Source organism: Mesorhizobium sp. C277A (assembly GCF_040324395.1).
GTDB lineage: Bacteria > Pseudomonadota > Alphaproteobacteria > Rhizobiales > Rhizobiaceae > Mesorhizobium.
Genome location: NZ_JAMYVW010000002.1, coordinates 3,461,049 through 3,480,358, shown reverse-complemented (window position 1 = coordinate 3,480,358; position 19,310 = coordinate 3,461,049). Strand labels below are relative to the sequence as shown.

The window sequence follows — 19,310 nt, the reverse complement described above, 5'->3', positions numbered from 1 at the left end:
ATGGGGTAGGGCAAGCGGCTCTCAGCCGCTGGCGGCCTCCTGGAAATCGCCCTTCGTCACGGGGAACGCCAGGCCGGGAAGGTAAAATGTGATCGGCCGGATTTCGTAGACTGCCGAGGGATTCACGCGGCGCAAGTCGCGCGCAGCCGCAATCGCCGCCTCCTGCGTGGCGCAGTCGAGGACATAAAGACCCAGCAATTGTTCCTTGGTCTCGGCAAACGGCCCGTCGATGACGATGCCGTCTCCCGGACCACGCAGCGTGACGGCGTCGGCGGTCGCGCCCAGTCTTGCCGCCGGCCCGAGCTTGCCTTCGCGGGTCAGCCTGGCGTTGACTTCGAGCAGGTCGTGCATCAGCGCCGCATCCTGCTGCGGCGTCAGGGACTGGATGGTCTGTTCGACGTGATAGGCCAGGATGGCGTAAAACATGCGGCGATCTCCTCCTGTTCGAGCGGCTGCACTATTGCAAGGTTGGGTTGGCTGATCCACCCCCGGTGCCCATCGAGACGCTAGTCTGCTGCCTCATGCCGCCAGCGGCAGGCTGAGCTCCGTCAGCAGGCCGCCGCGGGGACGGTTGGACAGGTTGACATCGCCGCCGGCGGCACGCGCAATGTTGCGGGCAATGGTCAGGCCGAGGCCGAGACCGCCGGTCTGGCGGTTGCGCGATTGCTCCAGCCGCACGAAGGAACCGAACACCTGGTCGAGCTGCGCCTGCGGTATGCCCGGCCCCTCGTCGCGGATGACCAGCGTGACCGTGCCGTCCGACTGCCGCAGGCTGACATGGGCTTTCTTGCCGTAGGTCACGGCATTCTGGACCAGATTGTTGACGCAGCGCTTCAGCGCCACCGGTCGCGCGATGCAGATCATGCCACGCGGCCTGGCGCCGTCATGGTCGAACGTGACGTCCTCGAAACTGTCGGCGATCGATTCCACCAGCGACCAGAAATCGATCCGCTCGCTCTTCTCCTCGGTGACTTCGAAGGTGGCGAAGTCGATGACGGAGCTGGCGATGCTCTCGATGTCGGCGAGGTCGTGGGCCAGCGCCTCGCGCGCGGTCGATCTGCGCAACAGTTCGAGGCGCAGCCGCATGCGGGTCAGCGGCGTGCGCAGATCGTGGGCGAGCGCGGCGGCCAGATGTTCGCGGTCCTCGACATAGTCGCGCAGCCGGACCTGCATGGCGTTGACGGCTTTGGCCGCGGCGCGGATTTCGCGGCTGCCGGTCTCGGCGATCGGCGGGCTCTTCAGATCCGTGCCGATCCGGTTGACCGCCGTTTCCATCATCCGATAGGGCGCCGTCAGCCGGCGCAGCGACCAGATCGACATGATCACCACCAGGGCCGCGATCAGCGAATAGAGCGGCAGGCTGTCGAAGCTCAATATCGGTCCGACCGGCGTGTTGGGCTCGGTGAAATTCAGCCATTGGCCGTCGGCGAAGCGGACAGAGGCCGTCAGCTTGTCGCTTTGGGCGAAGCTGGCCGCCAGCGATAACAGGTCGCGCTCCACCGCGCCAACATCCTTGGTCACGGCCACACCGCCAGGCGCGTTGGCTGCCTGGGTTGCCGGATCGCGCCGGACGCGGGCGTCGGTGATGCCGAATTTCGACAGCCGCCCGACCAGAATGTCCTCGAGCTCGGCCAGTTCGTCGTCGCCGGCGATCGACGAGGTGACCGCGGGCGTGTCCGAAACGGTGAGCGCATAGGTGGCGTTGAACAGACCGGAGGCCGTCAGCTTGCGCTGCTCCGGCGTGTCGTCATGCATCAGCTGCACCAGCGAATAGGCGCGGTCGTTAAGCCGGTAGAGATCGACCTCGTCATTGGCGACGGCACGATCACGCGAGACGATGTAGAGCGTGGCGACCTGGCTGATCAGCAGGCCGGCAATGACGATGAGCAAAACCCAGACCGGCAGGGTTTGCGGCAGGAAACGTCTCATTCGGAGGTGGTCTCGGGCAGGAACTGGTAGCCGCCGCTGCGCACAGTCAGGATCAGTTTCGGCGTCTTGGGGTCGTCTTCCATCTTGCGCCTGAGACGGCTGACCAGTATGTCGATACTGCGATCGAAGGAATAGTCGCTGTCACCGCCGGAAAGCTCGATGAGCTGGTCGCGGGTGAGCACGCGCTGCGCGCTTTTGACGAAGGTCTGCAACAGGTTGAACTCCGCCATCGTCAGCTCGACCCTGACATCGCCCGGCGCCATCAGCCGCCGGCGCGAGCAGTCCATCGTCCAGCCGGCGAAATGGTAGATTTGCTTGGTGGTGGCGCGCTTCGGCTCAGCAGCACCATTGCGCCTCAAAACGGCGCGGATGCGGGCCAGCAGCTCGCGCGGATCGAAGGGTTTGGGCACATAGTCGTCGGCGCCCATCTCCAGGCCGACGACGCGGTCGGTGGTCTCGGTCACCGCCGTCAGCATGATGATCGGCGTCGAGTAGCTGGCGCGCAGGTCGCGGCAGAGCTCCAGCCCGCTCTTTCCTGGCAGCATCACATCAAGCACGATCAGGTCTACCTGCGTGCGGCGCAGTATGTCTTCCATCTCGACGCCGTCGGCGGCAACCGTGGTGCGCAGGCCGCGCTTCTGGAAGAATTCCTGAAGCAGGTCGCGAATGCCCTTGTCGTCGTCGACGATCAGTATGTGCGCATCGGATTTCACGGCGATCCTGTCATTGCTGGCGGCCGGTCGGCGGCTGCCTTCTGAGTCTGCTTCTGTGGCGTCACCCACACGATAGAATTCTGGCCACATGTTGGCCAGCGGCGATGATCGCCCGCAAAGCCGATTTGCCAGAAACAATTCAGAAACAAAATTCTATAGTCCGGAAAAACTCCCGAAAAAAATCAAGGGCATAAAGGGTGCCGTGGCGGTCAGGACATCGGCTGCGACGCGAAGTCTCCGGAGTAACGGACATCACCAATGCACAGGTTCACGATCAGCTTGATGGGTGCGCTGCTCAGCATTCCGCTCGTCACAGCCGCGGTCGGAGCCACAACCGCAAAGGTGACGCCGATCACAAGGAGCGAGCGCTGCATCGATCTCAATCGCCAGGTAGACGAAGCCCTTGAAACCCATGCCGCGGCAACGCAGGTCACCGCGGCGAAAGCACTGCAAAGAAAGGGAAACCGGTTCTGCGCCAACAAGAAACAGGCACAGGGTATCCGGATGCTCGCGAACGCTTTGAAGCTGCTTGGAGTGACACCGATCGACCCGGTTCAGTGACACTCGAAACTCGACCCGCACAAAGAAGGAAATGAAGCCATGAAAAAGTCCATCCTCTCCGCCACCGGTCTCGCCGTCGCTCTCGCTTTCGCAATGCCGGCTCTGGGCAATGCCGCTGCCACCACGACCGCTGCTCCGGCTGCTTCCACGACCACCGCTCCGGCGACCACGACCGCCAAGCCCCCGGTGAAGAAGGTCGTCGCCAAGAAGCCCGTCAAGAAGCACAAGAAGGCGAAGAAGGTCGTCAAGACGGACGCCCCGAAGGCCTGATCCAGACAGCCAACAGGCTTGTCTGTAACAAGGCCGCTCCAGCACCCCCCCCCGGCTGGAGCGGCCTTGTCGTGTGAGTGCATGATTACCCGTTGATGGGTGCCGGCCACCCAGGACTTTAACACGTTTGCAATGCCGGTCCGGTAGGATAGCCCGCATGAAGAAGCGGCTTTCATCCATTCTGCGCTCGATGGCCATCGGCGGCCTTGTGGCCTCGGCAATGGTCAGCGTGCTGATCCAGTTCACCGCCAGCCCGGTGCCCGATCCGGTGAGCGGGCGCACGGAGCCGTCGCTGTTTGCACCGGCAATCTCCAGCAGCTGGCAATACATCACACCATGGCAAAGCCTGCTGCTTACCGTGATCACCGGCGCGGCGCTGGCCTGCTTCTTCGGCTGGCTCGCGGTCGCCTGGGTCGAATACAAGGCGGCCGGATCAAGGCCGGATGCGGCATCCAGCGCACGGCAATTCCAGGCTCGTCGCGTCGCCGATCGCCAGAGCCGTTGAACCGCAGCGTACAGTTCCTAAATTTGTGAACGGCAGCACTTCCGGGAAGCCGGTTTGGCGCGCCGATCAAAATGGACGACGGCTTTCCCCCATGACAAAGTGAGAGCGACCCCTCGCGCGATACCGGTTCCCGATGCCTGAAATCAGCTCCAAACCCCGGACCAAGACCAAGCCGCAGACCGAGCGACCGAAGCTCTACAAGGTCATCCTCATCAATGACGATTTTACGCCGCGCGAATTCGTGGTGACGGTGCTGAAGGGCGAGTTCAAGCTCAGCGAAGACCAGGCTAACCGGGTGATGATCACCGCGCACCGGCTCGGCGTTTGCGTCGTTGCCGTCTTCACCAGGGATGTCGCCGAGACCAAGGCGACACGGGCCATCGACGCGGCCAAGGCCAAGGGGTACCCGCTGCTGTTTACGACGGAGCCGGAGGAGTAGGTTGAGCGTCTTTCTCCCCGTATAGTGACGGGGAGAAGGGATCCTTGTCCGAACCGGATAGATAGGTAACAGAATGGACCGATAGCATGGGTGACAGTTTTCTTGTCCGCCGGAGGACCGGCGATGGTTTGGCGAGAGACTGGCATCATGGACGAGCGGCTACGGTTTGTTGTGGAGTGTCTTTCTGGGGATGAGACGATGGTTGCGCTTGGTGCGGCCTACGGGATCTCACGCAAGAACGGCTACAAATGGCTAGGACGCTATCGGACGTTTGGGCCTGAGGGTTTGCACGACCTGCCGCGAGCCCCGCTCAATCATGGCCGGGCGACAGCTCAGGATCTGGTTGAGCGGATTGTGGCGGCCAAGGAGCTGCATCCGCTTTGGGGTCCAAAGAAGATCGTGGCACGGCTCAGGCGCACGGCTCCCGAGTTCATGTGGCCTTCAGCCTCGACGGTCGGCGCGATCCTTGCGCGGCATGGGCTTGTCCGCGCCCGCAAGCGACCCCGCCTGCGGGCCTGCGGCAATGGACCCTGGCCACAGCCGCAAGAACCGAACGCGGTGTGGACTGGCGATCACAAGGGCTGGTTCCGGACCCGCGACGGCTGGCGTTGCGAACCCTTGACGGTGATGGATGCGTCGAGCCGCTATCTTCTGGCGCTCGAAGCGACGGGGTCGACGGCCGATAGCGAAGCCTGGCCGGTGTTCGAACGGCTGTTTGAAGAGCATGGCCTGCCGGATCGCTTCAGAAGCGACAATGGCCCGCCCTTCGCATCGGCCGGCGTCACCGGGCTGACGCCGCTTGTCGTGCGCTTCATCAAGCTCGGCATCACCTTGGAGCGGATCGCACCCGGCAGGCCACAGCAGAACGGACGTCACGAGCGCTTTCACCTGACCATGCTGCCGATGGCCGAGGCACCGGAAGCCGACCGAACGGCACAGGGCCAGGCCTTCGAGACCTTCCGCCACAGCTACAATGAGGAACGTCCCCATGAGGCGCTGGGCATGGATACGCCCGCCCAGCACTACCGGTCCTCACAGCGCGCCATGCCCAGGACACCACCCGAGCCCGTCTATCCGGCCGAGGCCTCGGTCCGCCGCGTGCGCCACAATGGCGAGATCCGATGGAATGGCGGCTTCATATATGTCTCGCAAGCGCTGGCGGGCGAACCGGTCGCTGCGTTGGAGACCGAAGACGGACAATGGACACTCTCATTCCATGCCCACCCGCTCGGCTTCATCGACACACGGCACATGAAGCTTGTCCGCCGCAGCGCCGCGCCAACCAATCCGCTTGGCGCTGCGGCGGACGCATAGGGGGAGAGAAGTGTCACCTATGTATCCGGTTCAAAGTGTTACCCATCTATCGGCTGGACATCCTTACCGTCCCTCTCTGTACCACATCGCGCCCATGGCCAGCAGCAGCAGGAAAAGGCCGAGGAAGCCGCCGAACAGGGGTACGCGCGAGACGGCTTTGAGCACGCTGTCGTCGGTGCTGCGCAGGCCGATCCAGTCTGCGCCCGAGGCCGCACCGGAGGCGCGGACCGGGACGATGGAGGGCAGGGCGACACTGCCGGTGAGCTGGCCAAGGGTGGAGGCCGCCAGCCGGCGCACGCTGCCGCCGGTGGCCTCAGTCGGAGCCTTCAAGCGGTCCTCGGTAGAGACGACGTCGGAGAATTCCGGCGCGTTGACCGGGCCGACATGGGCGAGTGCGGTCAGGTCACCATTGCCGATCTGGTAGAGGCCGATCTCCTTGGTCTCGATGCTGCCCAGGAAAACGCCGGGTTCGGACTTCTCCAGCTTGACGATCAGCGCCTTGCCCGAAGGGGTGATCACCTGCGCCGGGCCGGGATCGTCGCTCATCGTCTGGCGGCGGATTTCCAGCATCATGCCGCGGCCGTCGGCGGTCAGCCGCTCTTCCTCGAGTTCAGGTTCCTTCATCAGCCAGTGGGCGATGCGGCGGTAAAGCTGGACATGCGGCCCGCCACCCTCGAAGCCGCGCGCCCATAGCCAGCCCTGATCGGACAGAAGCATGCCGACGCGGCCTTCGCCCTTATGGTCGAGCAGAAGCAGCGGGCGGTTGTCGGCGCCCTTCATCACTACTTCGCCTTCGGGGTTCTGCACGCCGATGGTGCGGAACCAGCGGCTCCAGCGCGGCGGCTCGGTCGCCGAGCCGTCGAGGCCGCGCGTCACCGGATGGCGCTGGCCGAGATCGGTGAGGCGCGGATAGAAGGCCTTGTCGATGACTTCGCCGGTCGGCATTGCCGGCAGCGACGACATTAGCGGGGTGCGGGCAATCGAGGCGTCGCCGGCATATTCTGGCCCGGCGGCGATCAGCAGCGCGCCGCCCTTTTCGACGTATTCGGAGATGTAGTCGTAATAGAGGATCGGCAGCACGTCGCGGTGCTGGTAGCGGTCGAATATGATGAGATCGAAATCCTTGATCTTCTCGACGAACAACTCGCGGGTCGGGAAGGCGATCAGCGACAGTTCGTTGATCGGCGTGCCGTCCTGCTTTTCCGGCGGCCGCAGAATGGTGAAATGGACGAGATCGACCGAGGCGTCGGATTTCAGCAGATTGCGCCAGGTGCGCTCGCCGGCATGCGGTTCGCCGGAAACCAAAAGCACGCGCAAGTTCTCGCGGATGCCGTCGATCAGCGCGATGGCGCGGTTGTTGGCGTCGGTCAGTTCGCCCGGCTCGCGGTCAATGGAGAGTTCGACGATGTTGCGGCCGGCGCCGGGGATGGTCACCTGCAGCGGCATCGCCTGGCCGATGGTCGCCTCTTCGACCGCGACCTGCTCGCCATTGACCGAGACGCGGACATCGACCGGGCCGGTTTCGCCGTCGGTGGCGATGACGCGGTAGGTCATGTCGAGCGGCTTGCCGACGAGGCCGAAGCGCGGCGCGTTCTCGAAGCGGATGCGGCGGTCCTTCTCGTGCTCGTTGCCGGTGATCAGCGCGTGCAGCGGCGCATTGAAGTCGGGGGCGGCCGGTGCGTCATGCACCTCGCCATCGGTGATCATGATGGCGCCACCGATGCGCGAGGGCGGCACGTCGCGGAAGGCGCCTTCAAGCGCTGCAAAAAGCTTGGTCTCGGTGCGCTCGTCGGCGGCTTCCGACTTGCCGGCCTCGACGACGCGGACGTCGAACTGCTTGAAGCGGCCAAGGCGCTGCTGCAAACCGGCAAGCGCTTCGTCGGTCTGTTTGGTCCGGTCGCCGATATCCTGGCTCTGGCTGCGGTCGACGATGACGGCAACGACGCTCTTCAGCGCCTCGCGCTCCTCATCGAGGAAGACCGGATTGAGGAGTGCTGCGCCCAGCGCAATCAGCGCCGCGAAGCGGAAGATCGCGCCGCGCTGGCGAAACCACAAGCCGACAGCGGCCAGCACCAGCAGCGGTGCGAGCACCAAAGCCAGCAAGGGCCAGGACAGCAGCGGTTCGAACGAAATCGACCAGTTCATCGTTTACCCTCCCTCTTGTGGGGAGGGTCGATCCGCGTAGCGGAGCGGGGTGGGGGTAGGCGACAGAGCGCTGGCTGCACCCCCACCCCGGCCCACTGTCTTCGCTTCGCTGCGACAGCGAGCCGACCCTCCCCAAAAGGGGGAGGGTGAGGGTGAGGCTGCGCCGCCGGCGCCAGACAGGATCGAGACGAAATTAGCCAACACTGCCATCCTATTGCCCCAACCGTTCGAGCAGGATGGGCACGTGCACCTGGTCGGATTTGTAGTTGCCGGTCAGCATGTACATCATGATGTTGACGCCGGCGCGCAGCGCATAGATGCGCTGCATCGGATCCGATGGCACGGTCGGCAAAAGCGGGTCACCATTCCCGTCGACGGCCCAGGCGCCGGCAAAATCATTGGCGGTGATCAGGATCGGCGAGACGCCGTCGCCGACGCGTACCGGCCGATTCTCGGCATTGCTGGCCTCGAGCGAGGCTTCCACCCAGAGCGGGCTGCCGAAGAAGCGGCCGGGAAATTCGGGCAGGATGAAGAAGGATTTGGTCAGCACATGGTCGGCGGGCACCGGCTCCAGCGGCGGCACGTTGAGATTGCCGAGAATGTCGCGCAACCGTTCCGTCGCCGGGCTCGCCGAATCCGCACCGATGCCGTTGGCGAACTGGTCGCGCGTGTCGAACAGCACCGTGCCGCCCTGCTGCATATAGGCGTCGATGCGGGCGATCGCGGCTTGGCTCGGCATCGGCGCGGAAGGATCGATCGGCCAGTAGATCAGCGGATAGAAGGAAAGCTCGTCCTTCGAGATATCGACGCCCGCCGGCGCGCCCGGCTCGAGCGCGGTCTTCTCGATCAGGAAGCGGGTCAGGCCTTCGAGCCCGGCGCGGCTGATCGAATCGTCACCGGGCACACCGGTCAGCACATAGGCGATGCGGGTCTTGGCAATATCCTCGATTGCCGCGGCATCGCCGGGCTTGGCGTCGTCGGCGTGGGCGAGGTCGGCATGGCCAAACAGCATGCCGAGGCCAAGCAGCAGCGCAGCCGTCGTTGCTGCGGCCGATCGGCCGCGGCGCGGTCGGCGCGACATCAGCCCGCCCATCCAGAACACCGCCAGCGTGTCGAGCAGCATAAGCGCAAGTGCCGCTGTGACCAGCGATCCCTTGAGGTCGCGCGATTCATCGAAAGCGTACTGGATATTGGTCACCGGCACTGTGAATTGCGGGCGCACCAGCGGCGCGAAGGCGGTGGCCGGTTCGAGCAGATTGTGGGCGAAAACGCCGGTTTCCGAGCCGTAGAGGCCGGGCGGGTTCTCGAACGTCACCGGCAGCGTGCCGGCGCCGGGGACCAGCGGTCGCGCGTCCGGCGTCGGCGGCACCAAAGTGCCGTCGGCGGCTATCATGCGATAAGGTGCCAGCGACGTAGCAGCGGCTTCGGCGTTGGCAACCGCCGCACCCTGGTTGCGCGACAGCTGCACGATGCGCCGCAGCATCTCGACGAAGCTGCCGGAGATCGGCAGCGTCGACCATGTCGCTTCCGGGGTGATGTGGAACAGAACCAGCGTGCCCTTGCCCTTCTTCAACCCGGTCACCAGCGGGGTGCCATCGGCAAGGGTTGCCCAGGTGCGTTCGACGATGTCCGGCGTCGGTTCGGCCAGCACCTGCCGGCTCACCGTGACCTCGGCCGGCGGTGCGAGGTCGGCGAACGGGCCGTTCTTCGGGAATTCGGTCACCGCCTGCGGCGTCGTCCATGACAGCGCGCCGCCAAGCGAGCGCTCGCCGGTGCGCAGCCTGACCGGCAACAGATCATCGTCATTGCCGGCGGCGGCCAGCCGCGAACCGGCAAAGCGCACCAGCGTGCCGCCATTGTCGACCCAGTCGACCAGCCGCTGATGGACCTGCGGCGGAATGGTACCGATATCGGCCATGACGATCATCGCCGGCTTCTGGTCGAGAAGCTGCGGGATGGCGTCGGCGAGATCGACGCTCGACGGTTCGACCAGATCGGCGAAAGGCTGCAGCGCGCGCCTGATGTAATAGAGCGGCGACAGAAGCGGCTGCGCCTGGTCGGCCTCGGCCTGCGATAAAAGTCCGACGCGGCGGCGCTTGGAGCTTTCGTCGAGCACGCGCACCGCACCTGCCTGGCGTTCGCCGTCGAGCGCGATCGAGGCGAAGTCGTTGCGCAGTTCGAACGGCACCGCCATCGTGCCGCTGGCGGTAGTCTCACCCGGCGCGAAGGTCAGCGTCGCGTCGGCGATGCGGCGGCCCTTGTCGTCGAAGGCGCCGGCGGTGACTTGTGCCGGCGCCGGGTCGCCGGGCGCGCGGATGGCGGTCAGGGCGAAGCCGTCGACCTGATTTTCGGCGCCAGTGAGCCCAGTCAGCGCCAGCCGGTCGGAATTGGCCCAGACGACACGGGCGGCATTTTTCGACAGCAGTGTGTTGAAGGCGGCCTCGTCGCCCTTTGCCGCAAGGCCGTCGGCGAGAACGGCAACGCTGGCGCCGGGCAAGGTTTCCAGCACGCCGGCGACGCGGGCATAGACGGCGGGTCGGTCGGTTGGGATCGGCCTCGGCTTGGCGGCGCGCAGCCGGTCGAGGGCAGCCGCGGCATCGAAGGGGCCGATCTCGGCGTTCGGCTTTTCGGCGGTGAAGGCGATGACGACCGGTACGCCGTTCGAACCGGCATCGGCGATCAGCCTCTGGGCGGTGGCGACGCGCTTGCCCCAGTCGGCGGCACTCGCCCAGTCATTGTCGATGACGAGCGCCAGGGCGGCGCCCTCGGCCGGCAATTTTTCGCGCGGATTGAAAACGGGTTCGGCTAATGCCGCGACGACAAGGGCTGCCATCAACAGCCGCAGCAGCGTCAGCCACCACGGGCTCTGCTGCGGCGTTTCCTCGCGCTTCAGCACGCGAGCGAGGATCTTCAGCGGCGGAAACATTTCGGACTGCGGCTTGGGCGGTGTGAGCCTGAGCAGCCACCAGATCACCGGCAGCGCGAGCAGGCCCCACAACACCATGGGAGCGCCAAAGGAGAGCGGCAGCCAGCTCATGCGCCGGCCCTTCCCACGAATGCGCCATCGGCGGTCATCGCCATGTGGATGCGCACCAGCGCCTCGGAAGCGAGGCGATCGGTGTGGTTGACGGTGTAGCTCCAGCCGAGGCGCTTGCACCAGCTGGCCATCTCCTGGCGGCGGGCGGTGTAGAGCAGGCGGTATTCGTCGCCGAGCATTTCGGCGCGGCCGGCGGTCAACTTGTCGCCGGTCTCGGGATCGGTGAATTCGGTGCGGCCGGCATAAGGAAAGGTCTCCTCCGCCGGATCGGCAACCTCGATCAGATGCGCACGCACGCCATGCCGCGCCAGCACATCGAGCCATTCCATGGTCTCCTCGACCGGGTCGAGGAAATCGCTCACGACGACGATGTCGCAGAAGCGGCGGATGGCGGACAGGTCAGGCTTTGCTGGCAGGTCCGCGGCGTGCATCAATTGCGCTGCGATGCGCTCGGCGCCGTTGCGGGCGGTGAACGGATCTGTCAGGCCGGGCCATGCGATGCGCTCGCCGCTGCGAGATAGCAATTCGGCCATGGCCAGTGCCAGCACCAGCGCGCGCGATTCCTTGGAAACGCTGGCGCCAGTCGATTTGTAGAGCATGGAGGGCGATGGGTCGGCCCAAAGCCACACCGTGTGGGCTGCTTCCCATTCGCGGTCGCGCACATAGGTGTGGTCGTCCCGGGCCGAACGGCGCCAGTCGATGCGCGAGGAATCGCCTTCGACATAGGGGCGGAACTGCCAGAAATTCTCGCCGATGCCGCGCTTGCGGCGGCCATGCCAGCCGGCAATTACCGTATTGACGATACGGCGTGCCTCGACCAGCAGGTCCGGCACCAGCGAAGCCCGCAACCGGCCCCTGGCGAGCGCGTCGCGCGTCGCTGCCGGTGCCTGGACTTCGCCGATACGTGCCATCAGATTCCTTTGGCCAGTTTCGCCACCACGTCGCGCACAGTCGTGCCCTCGGCGCGGGCGGCAAAGGTCAGCGCCATGCGGTGCTGCAGCACCGGTTCTGCCAGCGCGCGGATGTCGTCCACCGACGGCGCCAGCCGCCCGTCATAAAGCGCGCGCGCACGGGCGCACAGCGTCAGCGCCTGGCTGGCGCGCGGGCCGGGACCCCAGGCGACATGCTTGTCGGTCTCGGCATTGCCCTGGCCGGGACGCGCCGAACGCACCAGTTTGAGGATGGCGTCGACGACGCTTTCGGGCACCGGCATACGGCGGATCAGCGTCTGGATTTCCCTCAGCCGCGCCGGCTGCAGCACGTTTTGCGCCTTGGCGTCCTCGATGCCGGTGGTTTCGAGCAGGATGCGCCGCTCGGCCTCGATTTCGGGATAAAGGATGTCGACCTGCATCAGGAAGCGGTCGAGCTGCGCTTCGGGCAGGGGATAGGTGCCTTCCTGCTCCAGCGGGTTTTGCGTCGCCAGTACATGGAAGGGCGCGGGCAGGTCGTGGCGAATGCCGGCGATGGTGACGTGATATTCCTGCATCGCCTGCAGCAGCGCCGACTGGGTGCGCGGCGAGGCGCGGTTGATCTCGTCGGCCATCAGCAATTGCGCGAAGATCGGGCCGGAGATGAAGCGGAAGGAGCGCTTGCCGGCCTCGTCCTGTTCCATCACCTCTGAGCCGAGAATGTCCGACGGCATCAGGTCGGGTGTGAACTGGATGCGGCGCGAATCGAGGCCGAGCACGACACCGAGCGTTTCGACCAGCTTGGTCTTGGCAAGGCCGGGCACGCCGACCAGCAGTGCATGGCCGCCGGCAAGCAGCGCCACCAGCGTGCGCTCGACCACCACTTCCTGGCCGAAAATGACGCGGCCGACGCCGTCGCGCACCCTGGAAATATCGGCCAGCGCCGTCTCGGCCTGGGCGATCATGTCCTTTTCGCTGATTGGGCTTTCCTTGACCATTACGCTCATGCCGCATCGATCCTTGTGCTGGAAGTACCGGCTTGCACTGTAGAGCCTTAGAATGCCGCGATTCGGCTTCGCCTGGCGCCTACGAATGAATTTAAATCACAGACTTAGGCTGACAAGCGGAACAACAGTGACTATTTCGTGACCATGACGGAACGCTCCGAACATCGCGAACACAGCCTTGCTGCCGCAACCGAGGCGCGCGGTCTCGAAGCGTTGATCTCGCGTGCGGCTCGCGCCGGCAAGGGCGCGGCGCCGGTGGAGCGCTGGAATCCCGACTTTTGCGGCGATCTCGACATGGAGATCAAACAAGACGGAACGTGGTTCTATCTCGGCACGCCGATCGGCCGCATGCCGCTGGTGCAGCTGTTTTCCAGCGTGCTGCGCAAGGACGAGGATGGCAGGACCTATCTGGTGACGCCGGTCGAACGGGTCGGCATCCGCGTCGTGGACGCGCCTTTCATCGCGGTTGAAATGGATGTTTCCGGCGCCGGCGCCGAGCAGACCATCACTTTCCGCACCAATGTCGGCGATGTCGTCGAGGCCGGACCTGGCCATCCGCTGCGCTTCGTCGACGAGAACGAGACCGGCGGCCTGAAGCCCTATGTGCTGGTGCGCGGGAGGCTGGAAGCGCTGGTGGCGCGGCCGGTGATGTACGAACTGGTCGAGCATGGCGAGGAGATCGATATCGGCGGCAAGACGATGTTTGCCGTGCGCTCGAAAGGCGAAATCTATCCGATCATGCCGGCGGAAAAACTGAAGCGGCTGAGCGCATGATGGATCAGGTGAGGCCGCCGCCGTTTTCCACAGCGGATTTTCGCGCGCGGGTCGCCGCGCAAGCTGAAGCCCATGCCGGCGACGATTATGGCGATCATCGCTTCAACCCCGGCCATCCACGGTTGACGCAGCTCAAAGCGCTGCGCGACGCCGCGGTGCTGATCCCGGTCGTCGATCATGGACGCGATGCGACCGTGCTTTTGACCAAGCGGGCGGAAAAACTGCGCAGCCATTCCGGGCAGGTGGCTTTTCCTGGCGGCACCATTGATCCCACCGATGCGACCCCGGAAGCAGCGGCCTTGCGCGAGACCTTCGAGGAGATCGGCCTCGGCCATGACCGCATCGAGATCATCGGCCGCATGCCCGATTATGTCGCCGGCAGCGGCTATCGCATCGCGCCGGTGCTGGCGATCGTCGAGCCCGGTTTTACGCTGTCGCTCAATTCCGACGAGGTCGACGCCGCCTTCGAAGTGCCGCTTTCGTTCCTGATGGATCCGGCCAACCACACCAGGGACAGCCGCATGTGGAACGACCTGGAATGGTTCTTCTACGATATGCCCTATGGCGGCCAGCGCATCTGGGGCGTCACCGCCGGCATCATCCGCACGCTCTATGAAAGGCTCTATGCTTGAGTGATCCGATATCGCTGGCGGGCAGAGCCGACTGGCTGGGTGAAAAGCATCTGCAGCGGCTGCTTGCCGTGCTGGCGCAGGGCGGCGAGGAAGCCCGCATCGCGGGCGGCGCGGTGCGCAATGCGCTGATTGGGCAGCTGGTCGCCGATATTGACGTTGCTACCACTTGCCTGCCCGAGGAAACCGTTCGCCGCGCCGAGGCGGCGGGCTTCAAGGCGGTGCCGACCGGCATCGAGCACGGCACGATCACGGTGATTGCCGGCGGCGCGCCCTATGAGGTCACCACGCTGCGCGCCGACATCGAGACCGATGGCCGCCGCGCCAAAGTGTCGTTCGGCCGCGACTGGAAGGCCGACGCCGAACGGCGCGATTTCACCATCAACGCGCTCTATGCGGAGGCTGACGGGACGGTCGTGGACCTGGTCGGCGGCGTCGGCGATATCGAGGCACGAAGGCTGCGCTTCATTGGCGATGCCGAGCAGCGGATCCGCGAAGACTATCTGCGCATCCTGCGTTTCTTCCGCTTTTTCGCCTGGTATGGCGAGGGTCGGCCCGATGCCGAGGGATTGAAGGCCTGCGCCCGGCTCAAGGACGGTCTCGCCCATCTCTCGGCCGAACGCATCTGGTCCGAGCTGAAGAAGTTGTTATCGGCCCCAGATCCGTCGCGCGCCTTGCTGTGGATGCGCCAGGCCGGCGTGCTCACCAGCGCCCTGCCGGAAAGCGAGAAATGGGGCATCGATGCCATTCATGGGCTGACCAAGACAGAGAAGGATCTGGGCTGGGCGCCGGAGCCGCTGCTCAGGCTGGAGGCGATCGTGCCGCCCGATGCGGCGCGGATGAAGACACTGGCCGAGCGGCTGAAACTTTCGACCACTGAGGCGGAGCGCCTGCGCCACTGGGCGCTGACGGCTGCCGTCGAGCCCAAGACAAGCGAAGCGGAACTGGCCAAGAAACTCTATTCCGGCGAGCGCCAGGGTTTTCTCGATCGCCTGCGGCTGTCGCTGGCGTCGGCGCGAGCGCGGGCTCTCGAGGACAATGACGCGCTGGTTCAGGCCGGCGGGTTTTCGCGCCTGCTCGCTTTTGCGCTGAAATGGGAAAAACCGGTGTTCCCAGTCAAGGGCGGCGATCTGACGGCGCTTGGCGCGTCGCCGGGGCCAATACTCGGTGCGATCCTGAAAAACCTGGAAAAGGAATGGATCGGGTCCGGCTTTGCGCTCGATCGCGACGCGCTGCTGGAGCGCGCCGCGGAAGCCTTGAAGGCCAGATAGGACTGCTCAGGCCGCGTCGCGAACTTTCTCGATGCGCGAGCGGATCGCCTCGATCATCGTCTCGCGAATGACCGTTTCGCCATGTGTCTCGCGCATATGGTCGACGGCGCGGCGCATGACCTCGGCTTCCTCACCGGCACGGGTGTGCCACTCACAGCCGGGAACCAGCGAGCCGCAATGGAATTCCTTCATGGGGTTTTCTCCTTTTCCTCCTTGGAGCCTGTGCCTCTCATGGGCACACGAAGCTCCGCCATCTCTGTTCCGCGCCCTGTCACAGCAGTCGGTTTCGGGGGCACGCACGGGGGAGCTAGCATAACACGGTTCGACGGTTTTGGTTGCCGTGGGTGCGAAAAGGCGGAGCAGCGCTGCTCCGCCCCCTCTTGTCAGGCTAAGCCAAGGCAAGACCGTTCGGTCTTGTCCCCATCACTTCACGATCTTGACGGACTCGGCAACCTTGTTCTTGCCGCTCATGTCCCAGGAAACGCGGACCTTTTCGCCGGCCTTCAAGCCTGGATCCTTGAAGGTCTGGGGCAGCGTGAAGGTGGATCCATCGTCCAGAACAAGGCTCATGGCCGTGCCATCATAGGTCTTGACCGTGCCCGTGGTGTGCTTGACCGCGGCAAAGGCAATCGAGCCGGAAGCGAGAAGTGCAGCGGCGGTTGCCGATACAATGAGCTTTCGCATGGTAAGTACTCCTGGAAAATGCGGGCATTCGTTTGGGAAAATGCTCCGCCTTGTTCAGGGCCGTCCGGTAGCGTCGTGTCGCGACACCCTTCATTGCTCTCAAGGGAACCGCCGGCGCTTCCCGGCCCGGAAACGACAAATAGTCGTTTTATTCCAACTGCCTATTAGACGAAAAAGATAGTCGCTGCGCCACATTCCATCCCAAGATTCGGCGAATGGGACGCCATTGTGGCTCACGTTGCGCTCACCGATAGTTTACGGCCACCTGACCTCCGGCGGCAGGCTGGACAGGATCGAGGCGACATTGCCCCCGGTCTTCAGGCCGAAAATGGTGCCGCGATCGTGAAGCAAGTTGAATTCTGCGTAACGGCCGCGGCGAATGAGCTGCTCGTCGCGGTCGTCGTCGGTCCAGTTCTCGTTGAAATGGGCGCGAACCAGGTGTCCGTAGACGACAAGGAAAGAACGCCCGACATCCTGGACGAAGTTCAAATCGGCATTCCAGCCGCCTTTCTCCTCCCCCGAATGCAGCCAGTCGAAAAAGATGCCGCCGACGCCGCGCGGCTCGTGGCGGTGCGGCAGATAGAAATACTCGTCGCACCAGGCCTTGAATTTGGGGTGGTCGGCGATCGCAGCGTTCTTCTCGCAGGCGAACTGCATGGCTCGATGGAAGGCGACCGTGTCGGGGTGATCTTCCGTGCGGTTGCGGTCGAGCACCGGCGTCAGATCGGCGCCGCCGCCAAACCAGTGGCGCGACGTCACGACCATGCGGGTGTTCATGTGCACGGCCGGCACGTTGGGGTTCCAGGGATGCGCGATCAACGAAATGCCTGATGCCCAGAAGCTCGGGTCTTCCTCGGCGCCGGGCATCTGCTTCCTGAATTCGGGCGAGAATTCGCCATAGACGGTCGAAGTATGGACGCCGACCTTCTCGAAGACGCGGCCGCGCATCATCGACATGGCGCCGCCGCCGCCCTTGCCATGGTCTCGTTCCCACGGCGTCTTTTCGAAGCGGCCGGGCGACCATTCGGCCAGCGGACCGGTCAAGTCCTGCTCGATCTGCTCGAAGGTGGTGCAGATGCGCTCCCGCAGCGTCTCGAACCAGAGCCTGGCCTTCATTTTCTTCTGTTCGATGTCGGCTGGCAGGCCTGCCGGTATTTCTGGTCGTTCCAAAATGCTGTCTCCGGTCGCAGCCGACAAAGGACCTAGTGGAGTGAATTTGAGATTTGCACACAGCGTGGCGCAGGGCACGGCGCAAATGTCAAATTCGAGAACTCCACCAGAAACATAAACTTGCTAGTGGTCCTTGTGATTCCAACCTTCGCAACGGCGACTGGGGATTAGGAAGGCGAATGTTGGAATCGGAGCACTAGCCTTTTCCGGGCGCGATCCCTAATCTCTTAGGGGCAAGGGTCAAGTGTCATCTGGTTCGGCCCAGGAGTTCTTTCATGCGCACGCCGGCAAGACCGCCGCTGCATGGCCTGAAGAAAAGGCTCGATCGTTCACGCGCCGAGCGCGAGCGCATGCCGCGTGACGGGTTTTTGCGGGAGACCTTTGTCTTGCCGCGCCCCGATGCGCGGCTCAAAGCCAAGGAATGGTTCGAACGCTTTCCCAAGCAGGCCTACTGGACCGAGATCGAAAGCTGGTTCGAACGGCCGGGCGACGTCATAGAATTCACGATACGGCGGCTGCCGGCGGCGGATTAGGACCCCACCAGCAGTCGCCTTGCGCCCGGCCCTTGCGCACTCAAGCGATCTTCCCTGTTTCGCAGCGGGCATTTGTCGATCGACATGCAGCCGCAGCCGATGCAGTCGGTCAGGCCGTCGCGCAGCTTCTTTAGCTGAGTGATCTTGCGATCGAGGTCGTCGCGCCAGCCGGTCGACAACAGGTTCCAGTCCTCGCGCGTCGGGGTACGGCCTTCTGGGAGCGATTCAAGTGCGGCGCCGATCTCGGCCAGCGAAATGCCGACCTCCTGGGCGATCCGGATGATCGCCACCCGCCGCAGCACGTCGCGGCCATAGCGCCGCTGGTTGCCCGAGGTGCGGTGGCTGCGGATCAGCCCGCGCGCCTCGTAGAAATGCAGCGCCGACACCGCCACGCCGCTGCGCATCGCCACCTGGCCGACCGTCAATTCCTTTACCGGAGCCATCTCGATTTTCCGCTTGACCTCAACTTAAGTTAAGCTTGTAGCCAGGAAACGTCGATAGGGCAATTGAGGAGAAGGCGATGTGCGCCTGGGTGAGAATGATGCAAGACGCAACGGCCGTTGGCGATGACGACAACGCGCTGAAGGGTCTAGCCGAGCTGCCGGATGGCTTCACCGGCGACCATGGCGACCGACAGCGCGACGTTGATGCTGCGCGTGCCCGGCTGCATCGGGATCGTCAGCCGCGCATCCGCCGCCTGATGGACAGGATCCGGCACGCCGGCGGATTCGCGGCCGAACAGCAGGATGTCGCCTTGGGCGAAGCTGAAGCCCCCATAGGGGGTCGCGGCTTTGGTGGTGAGCAGCACCAGCCGGCAGGCTTCGCCCTTGCGCCAATCCTCGAAGGCGTTCCAGTCGACATGGCGGGTCAGGGCAGCCGTTTCGAGGTAGTCCATCCCGGCACGCTTGAGCGCTTTGTCGGAGAGCGGAAACCCGGCTGGTTCGATGATGTCGACGCCAAGGCCGAGGCAGGCGGCGAAGCGCAGGATAGTTCCGGTGTTGCCGGCGATGTCAGGCTGGTAGAGGGCGATGCGGAGACGGTGGTTCATTTCCGCGTCTTTCTAATAAGTGGCAGATCGGCCACAGCGGGTGGCTGGTTTTGGAAATTGCTGGACCTGCGGGTGGCCATTTTCTGCGAAGTCGATTATACCGCACGCATTGTCAACCCGAACCGATGGAGGGGTATTTCATGATGACCATGCACATCCAGCGCCCCTCCCGTGGGCTTACCTGCCTTCCGGCGGTTTCGGTACGACGATTTACCTGATTTCTTAGATCTGATCGCACCGATTCCCGCCGAACCCAATTTTCGGCTCTCGAAGGAATCCTGCGATGTTTTTCAACCGGTTAAAGGGGCCAAGCGCCCCAGCTGAGCATGTCGCGACCGAGGCCTATCCTCGTGTCCCGACGGATGCAATCCGT

General features: G+C 64.3%; 21 protein-coding genes. 9 read left to right on the top strand and 12 right to left on the bottom strand.

Annotated elements, in window-relative coordinates:
* Window positions 1–21: 21 nt before the first annotated feature.
* The 3 genes from NKK52_RS17235 to NKK52_RS17225 form a co-directional block, all read right to left on the bottom strand.
* Complete coding sequence (locus NKK52_RS17235) at window positions 22–426, bottom strand: YciI family protein (protein ID WP_023683675.1); 405 nt, start codon at window positions 424–426, stop codon at window positions 22–24.
* Window positions 427–519: 93 nt separating this feature from the next.
* Window positions 520–1,929, bottom strand: a complete 1,410-nt coding sequence (locus NKK52_RS17230) for an ATP-binding protein (RefSeq protein WP_023683676.1) — start codon at window positions 1,927–1,929, stop codon at window positions 520–522.
* Complete coding sequence (locus NKK52_RS17225; protein ID WP_023670002.1) at window positions 1,926–2,642, bottom strand: response regulator; 717 nt, start codon at window positions 2,640–2,642, stop codon at window positions 1,926–1,928. The genes NKK52_RS17230 and NKK52_RS17225 overlap by 4 nt, the downstream gene beginning before the upstream one ends.
* Window positions 2,643–2,900: 258 nt before the next feature.
* On the opposite strand from NKK52_RS17225, the gene NKK52_RS17220 reads away from it, so the two are divergent.
* The 5 genes from NKK52_RS17220 (at window position 2,901) to NKK52_RS17200 (ending at window position 5,731) form a co-directional block, all read left to right on the top strand.
* On the top strand, window positions 2,901–3,203 hold the full coding sequence (locus tag NKK52_RS17220; RefSeq protein WP_023683677.1) for a hypothetical protein: 303 nt from the start codon (window positions 2,901–2,903) through the stop codon (window positions 3,201–3,203).
* A gap of 39 nt (window positions 3,204–3,242) precedes the next feature.
* Complete coding sequence (locus NKK52_RS17215) at window positions 3,243–3,473, top strand: hypothetical protein (protein ID WP_023670004.1); 231 nt, start codon at window positions 3,243–3,245, stop codon at window positions 3,471–3,473.
* Window positions 3,474–3,630: 157 nt separating this feature from the next.
* A complete protein-coding gene (locus NKK52_RS17210; protein ID WP_023683678.1) occupies window positions 3,631–3,978 on the top strand; it encodes a hypothetical protein in 348 nt (115 codons plus the stop codon).
* A 133-nt stretch (window positions 3,979–4,111) separates the two neighbouring features.
* The gene (clpS, locus tag NKK52_RS17205) at window positions 4,112–4,417 is read left to right on the top strand and encodes an ATP-dependent Clp protease adapter ClpS (protein WP_023683679.1); all 306 of its coding nucleotides are present in this window, start codon (window positions 4,112–4,114) and stop codon (window positions 4,415–4,417) included.
* Window positions 4,418–4,540: 123 nt separating this feature from the next.
* Window positions 4,541–5,731, top strand: a complete 1,191-nt coding sequence (locus NKK52_RS17200) for an integrase core domain-containing protein (protein WP_023683680.1) — start codon at window positions 4,541–4,543, stop codon at window positions 5,729–5,731.
* A gap of 63 nt (window positions 5,732–5,794) precedes the next feature.
* Here NKK52_RS17200 and NKK52_RS17195 read toward each other — a convergent pair whose 3' ends face one another.
* The 4 genes from NKK52_RS17195 to NKK52_RS17180 form a co-directional block, all read right to left on the bottom strand.
* Window positions 5,795–7,876, bottom strand: a complete 2,082-nt coding sequence (locus NKK52_RS17195) for a membrane protein (protein WP_023683681.1) — start codon at window positions 7,874–7,876, stop codon at window positions 5,795–5,797.
* A 211-nt stretch (window positions 7,877–8,087) separates the two neighbouring features.
* Window positions 8,088–10,913: a DUF4159 domain-containing protein gene (locus tag NKK52_RS17190; RefSeq protein ID WP_023683682.1), complete on the bottom strand. Its 2,826-nt coding sequence runs from the start codon at window positions 10,911–10,913 to the stop codon at window positions 8,088–8,090.
* Window positions 10,910–11,824, bottom strand: a complete 915-nt coding sequence (locus NKK52_RS17185) for a DUF58 domain-containing protein (protein WP_023683683.1) — start codon at window positions 11,822–11,824, stop codon at window positions 10,910–10,912. The genes NKK52_RS17190 and NKK52_RS17185 overlap by 4 nt, the downstream gene beginning before the upstream one ends.
* Window positions 11,824–12,828: an AAA family ATPase gene (locus NKK52_RS17180; protein WP_023670009.1), complete on the bottom strand. Its 1,005-nt coding sequence runs from the start codon at window positions 12,826–12,828 to the stop codon at window positions 11,824–11,826. The genes NKK52_RS17185 and NKK52_RS17180 overlap by 1 nt, the downstream gene beginning before the upstream one ends.
* Window positions 12,829–12,972: 144 nt before the next feature.
* Here NKK52_RS17180 and NKK52_RS17175 point away from each other — a divergent pair, with 144 nt between their 5' ends.
* Genes NKK52_RS17175 through NKK52_RS17165 form a run of 3 tightly spaced genes read left to right on the top strand, consistent with a single transcriptional unit; the run spans window position 12,973 to window position 15,502 of the window.
* Entirely contained in the window at window positions 12,973–13,602 is a 630-nt protein-coding gene (locus NKK52_RS17175) for a DUF1285 domain-containing protein (protein ID WP_023670010.1), read from the top strand.
* Window positions 13,602–14,234, top strand: a complete 633-nt coding sequence (locus tag NKK52_RS17170) for a CoA pyrophosphatase (RefSeq protein WP_023683684.1) — start codon at window positions 13,602–13,604, stop codon at window positions 14,232–14,234. The genes NKK52_RS17175 and NKK52_RS17170 overlap by 1 nt, the downstream gene beginning before the upstream one ends.
* Window positions 14,231–15,502 carry a CCA tRNA nucleotidyltransferase gene (locus NKK52_RS17165; RefSeq protein ID WP_031197570.1) on the top strand — a complete coding sequence of 424 codons (1,272 nt, stop codon included), beginning with the start codon at window positions 14,231–14,233 and terminating at the stop codon, window positions 15,500–15,502. Before NKK52_RS17170 ends, NKK52_RS17165 begins: the two co-directional genes overlap by 4 nt.
* 6 nt (window positions 15,503–15,508) lie before the next feature.
* On the opposite strand, the gene NKK52_RS17160 is transcribed toward NKK52_RS17165, so the two are convergent.
* The 3 genes from NKK52_RS17160 to hemF form a co-directional block, all read right to left on the bottom strand.
* The gene (locus tag NKK52_RS17160) at window positions 15,509–15,694 is read right to left on the bottom strand and encodes a DUF1059 domain-containing protein (protein WP_023670013.1); all 186 of its coding nucleotides are present in this window, start codon (window positions 15,692–15,694) and stop codon (window positions 15,509–15,511) included.
* 231 nt (window positions 15,695–15,925) lie between these two features.
* Window positions 15,926–16,186: a DUF1344 domain-containing protein gene (locus tag NKK52_RS17155; protein ID WP_023683686.1), complete on the bottom strand. Its 261-nt coding sequence runs from the start codon at window positions 16,184–16,186 to the stop codon at window positions 15,926–15,928.
* A 255-nt stretch (window positions 16,187–16,441) separates the two neighbouring features.
* Entirely contained in the window at window positions 16,442–17,356 is a 915-nt protein-coding gene (gene hemF / locus NKK52_RS17150; protein ID WP_023683687.1) for an oxygen-dependent coproporphyrinogen oxidase, read from the bottom strand.
* Window positions 17,357–17,631: 275 nt separating this feature from the next.
* On the opposite strand from hemF, the gene NKK52_RS17145 reads away from it, so the two are divergent.
* Window positions 17,632–17,889: a hypothetical protein gene (locus tag NKK52_RS17145; RefSeq protein WP_023683688.1), complete on the top strand. Its 258-nt coding sequence runs from the start codon at window positions 17,632–17,634 to the stop codon at window positions 17,887–17,889.
* On the opposite strand, the gene soxR is transcribed toward NKK52_RS17145, so the two are convergent.
* Together soxR and NKK52_RS17135 are read right to left on the bottom strand one after the other, a co-directional pair.
* Complete coding sequence (soxR, locus tag NKK52_RS17140) at window positions 17,886–18,332, bottom strand: redox-sensitive transcriptional activator SoxR (RefSeq protein WP_023683689.1); 447 nt, start codon at window positions 18,330–18,332, stop codon at window positions 17,886–17,888. The two genes, NKK52_RS17145 and soxR, sit on opposite strands and share 4 nt — an antisense overlap.
* A gap of 146 nt (window positions 18,333–18,478) precedes the next feature.
* Window positions 18,479–18,937, bottom strand: a complete 459-nt coding sequence (locus NKK52_RS17135; RefSeq protein WP_023683690.1) for a tRNA (cytidine(34)-2'-O)-methyltransferase — start codon at window positions 18,935–18,937, stop codon at window positions 18,479–18,481.
* Window positions 18,938–19,310: the final 373 nt, after the last annotated feature.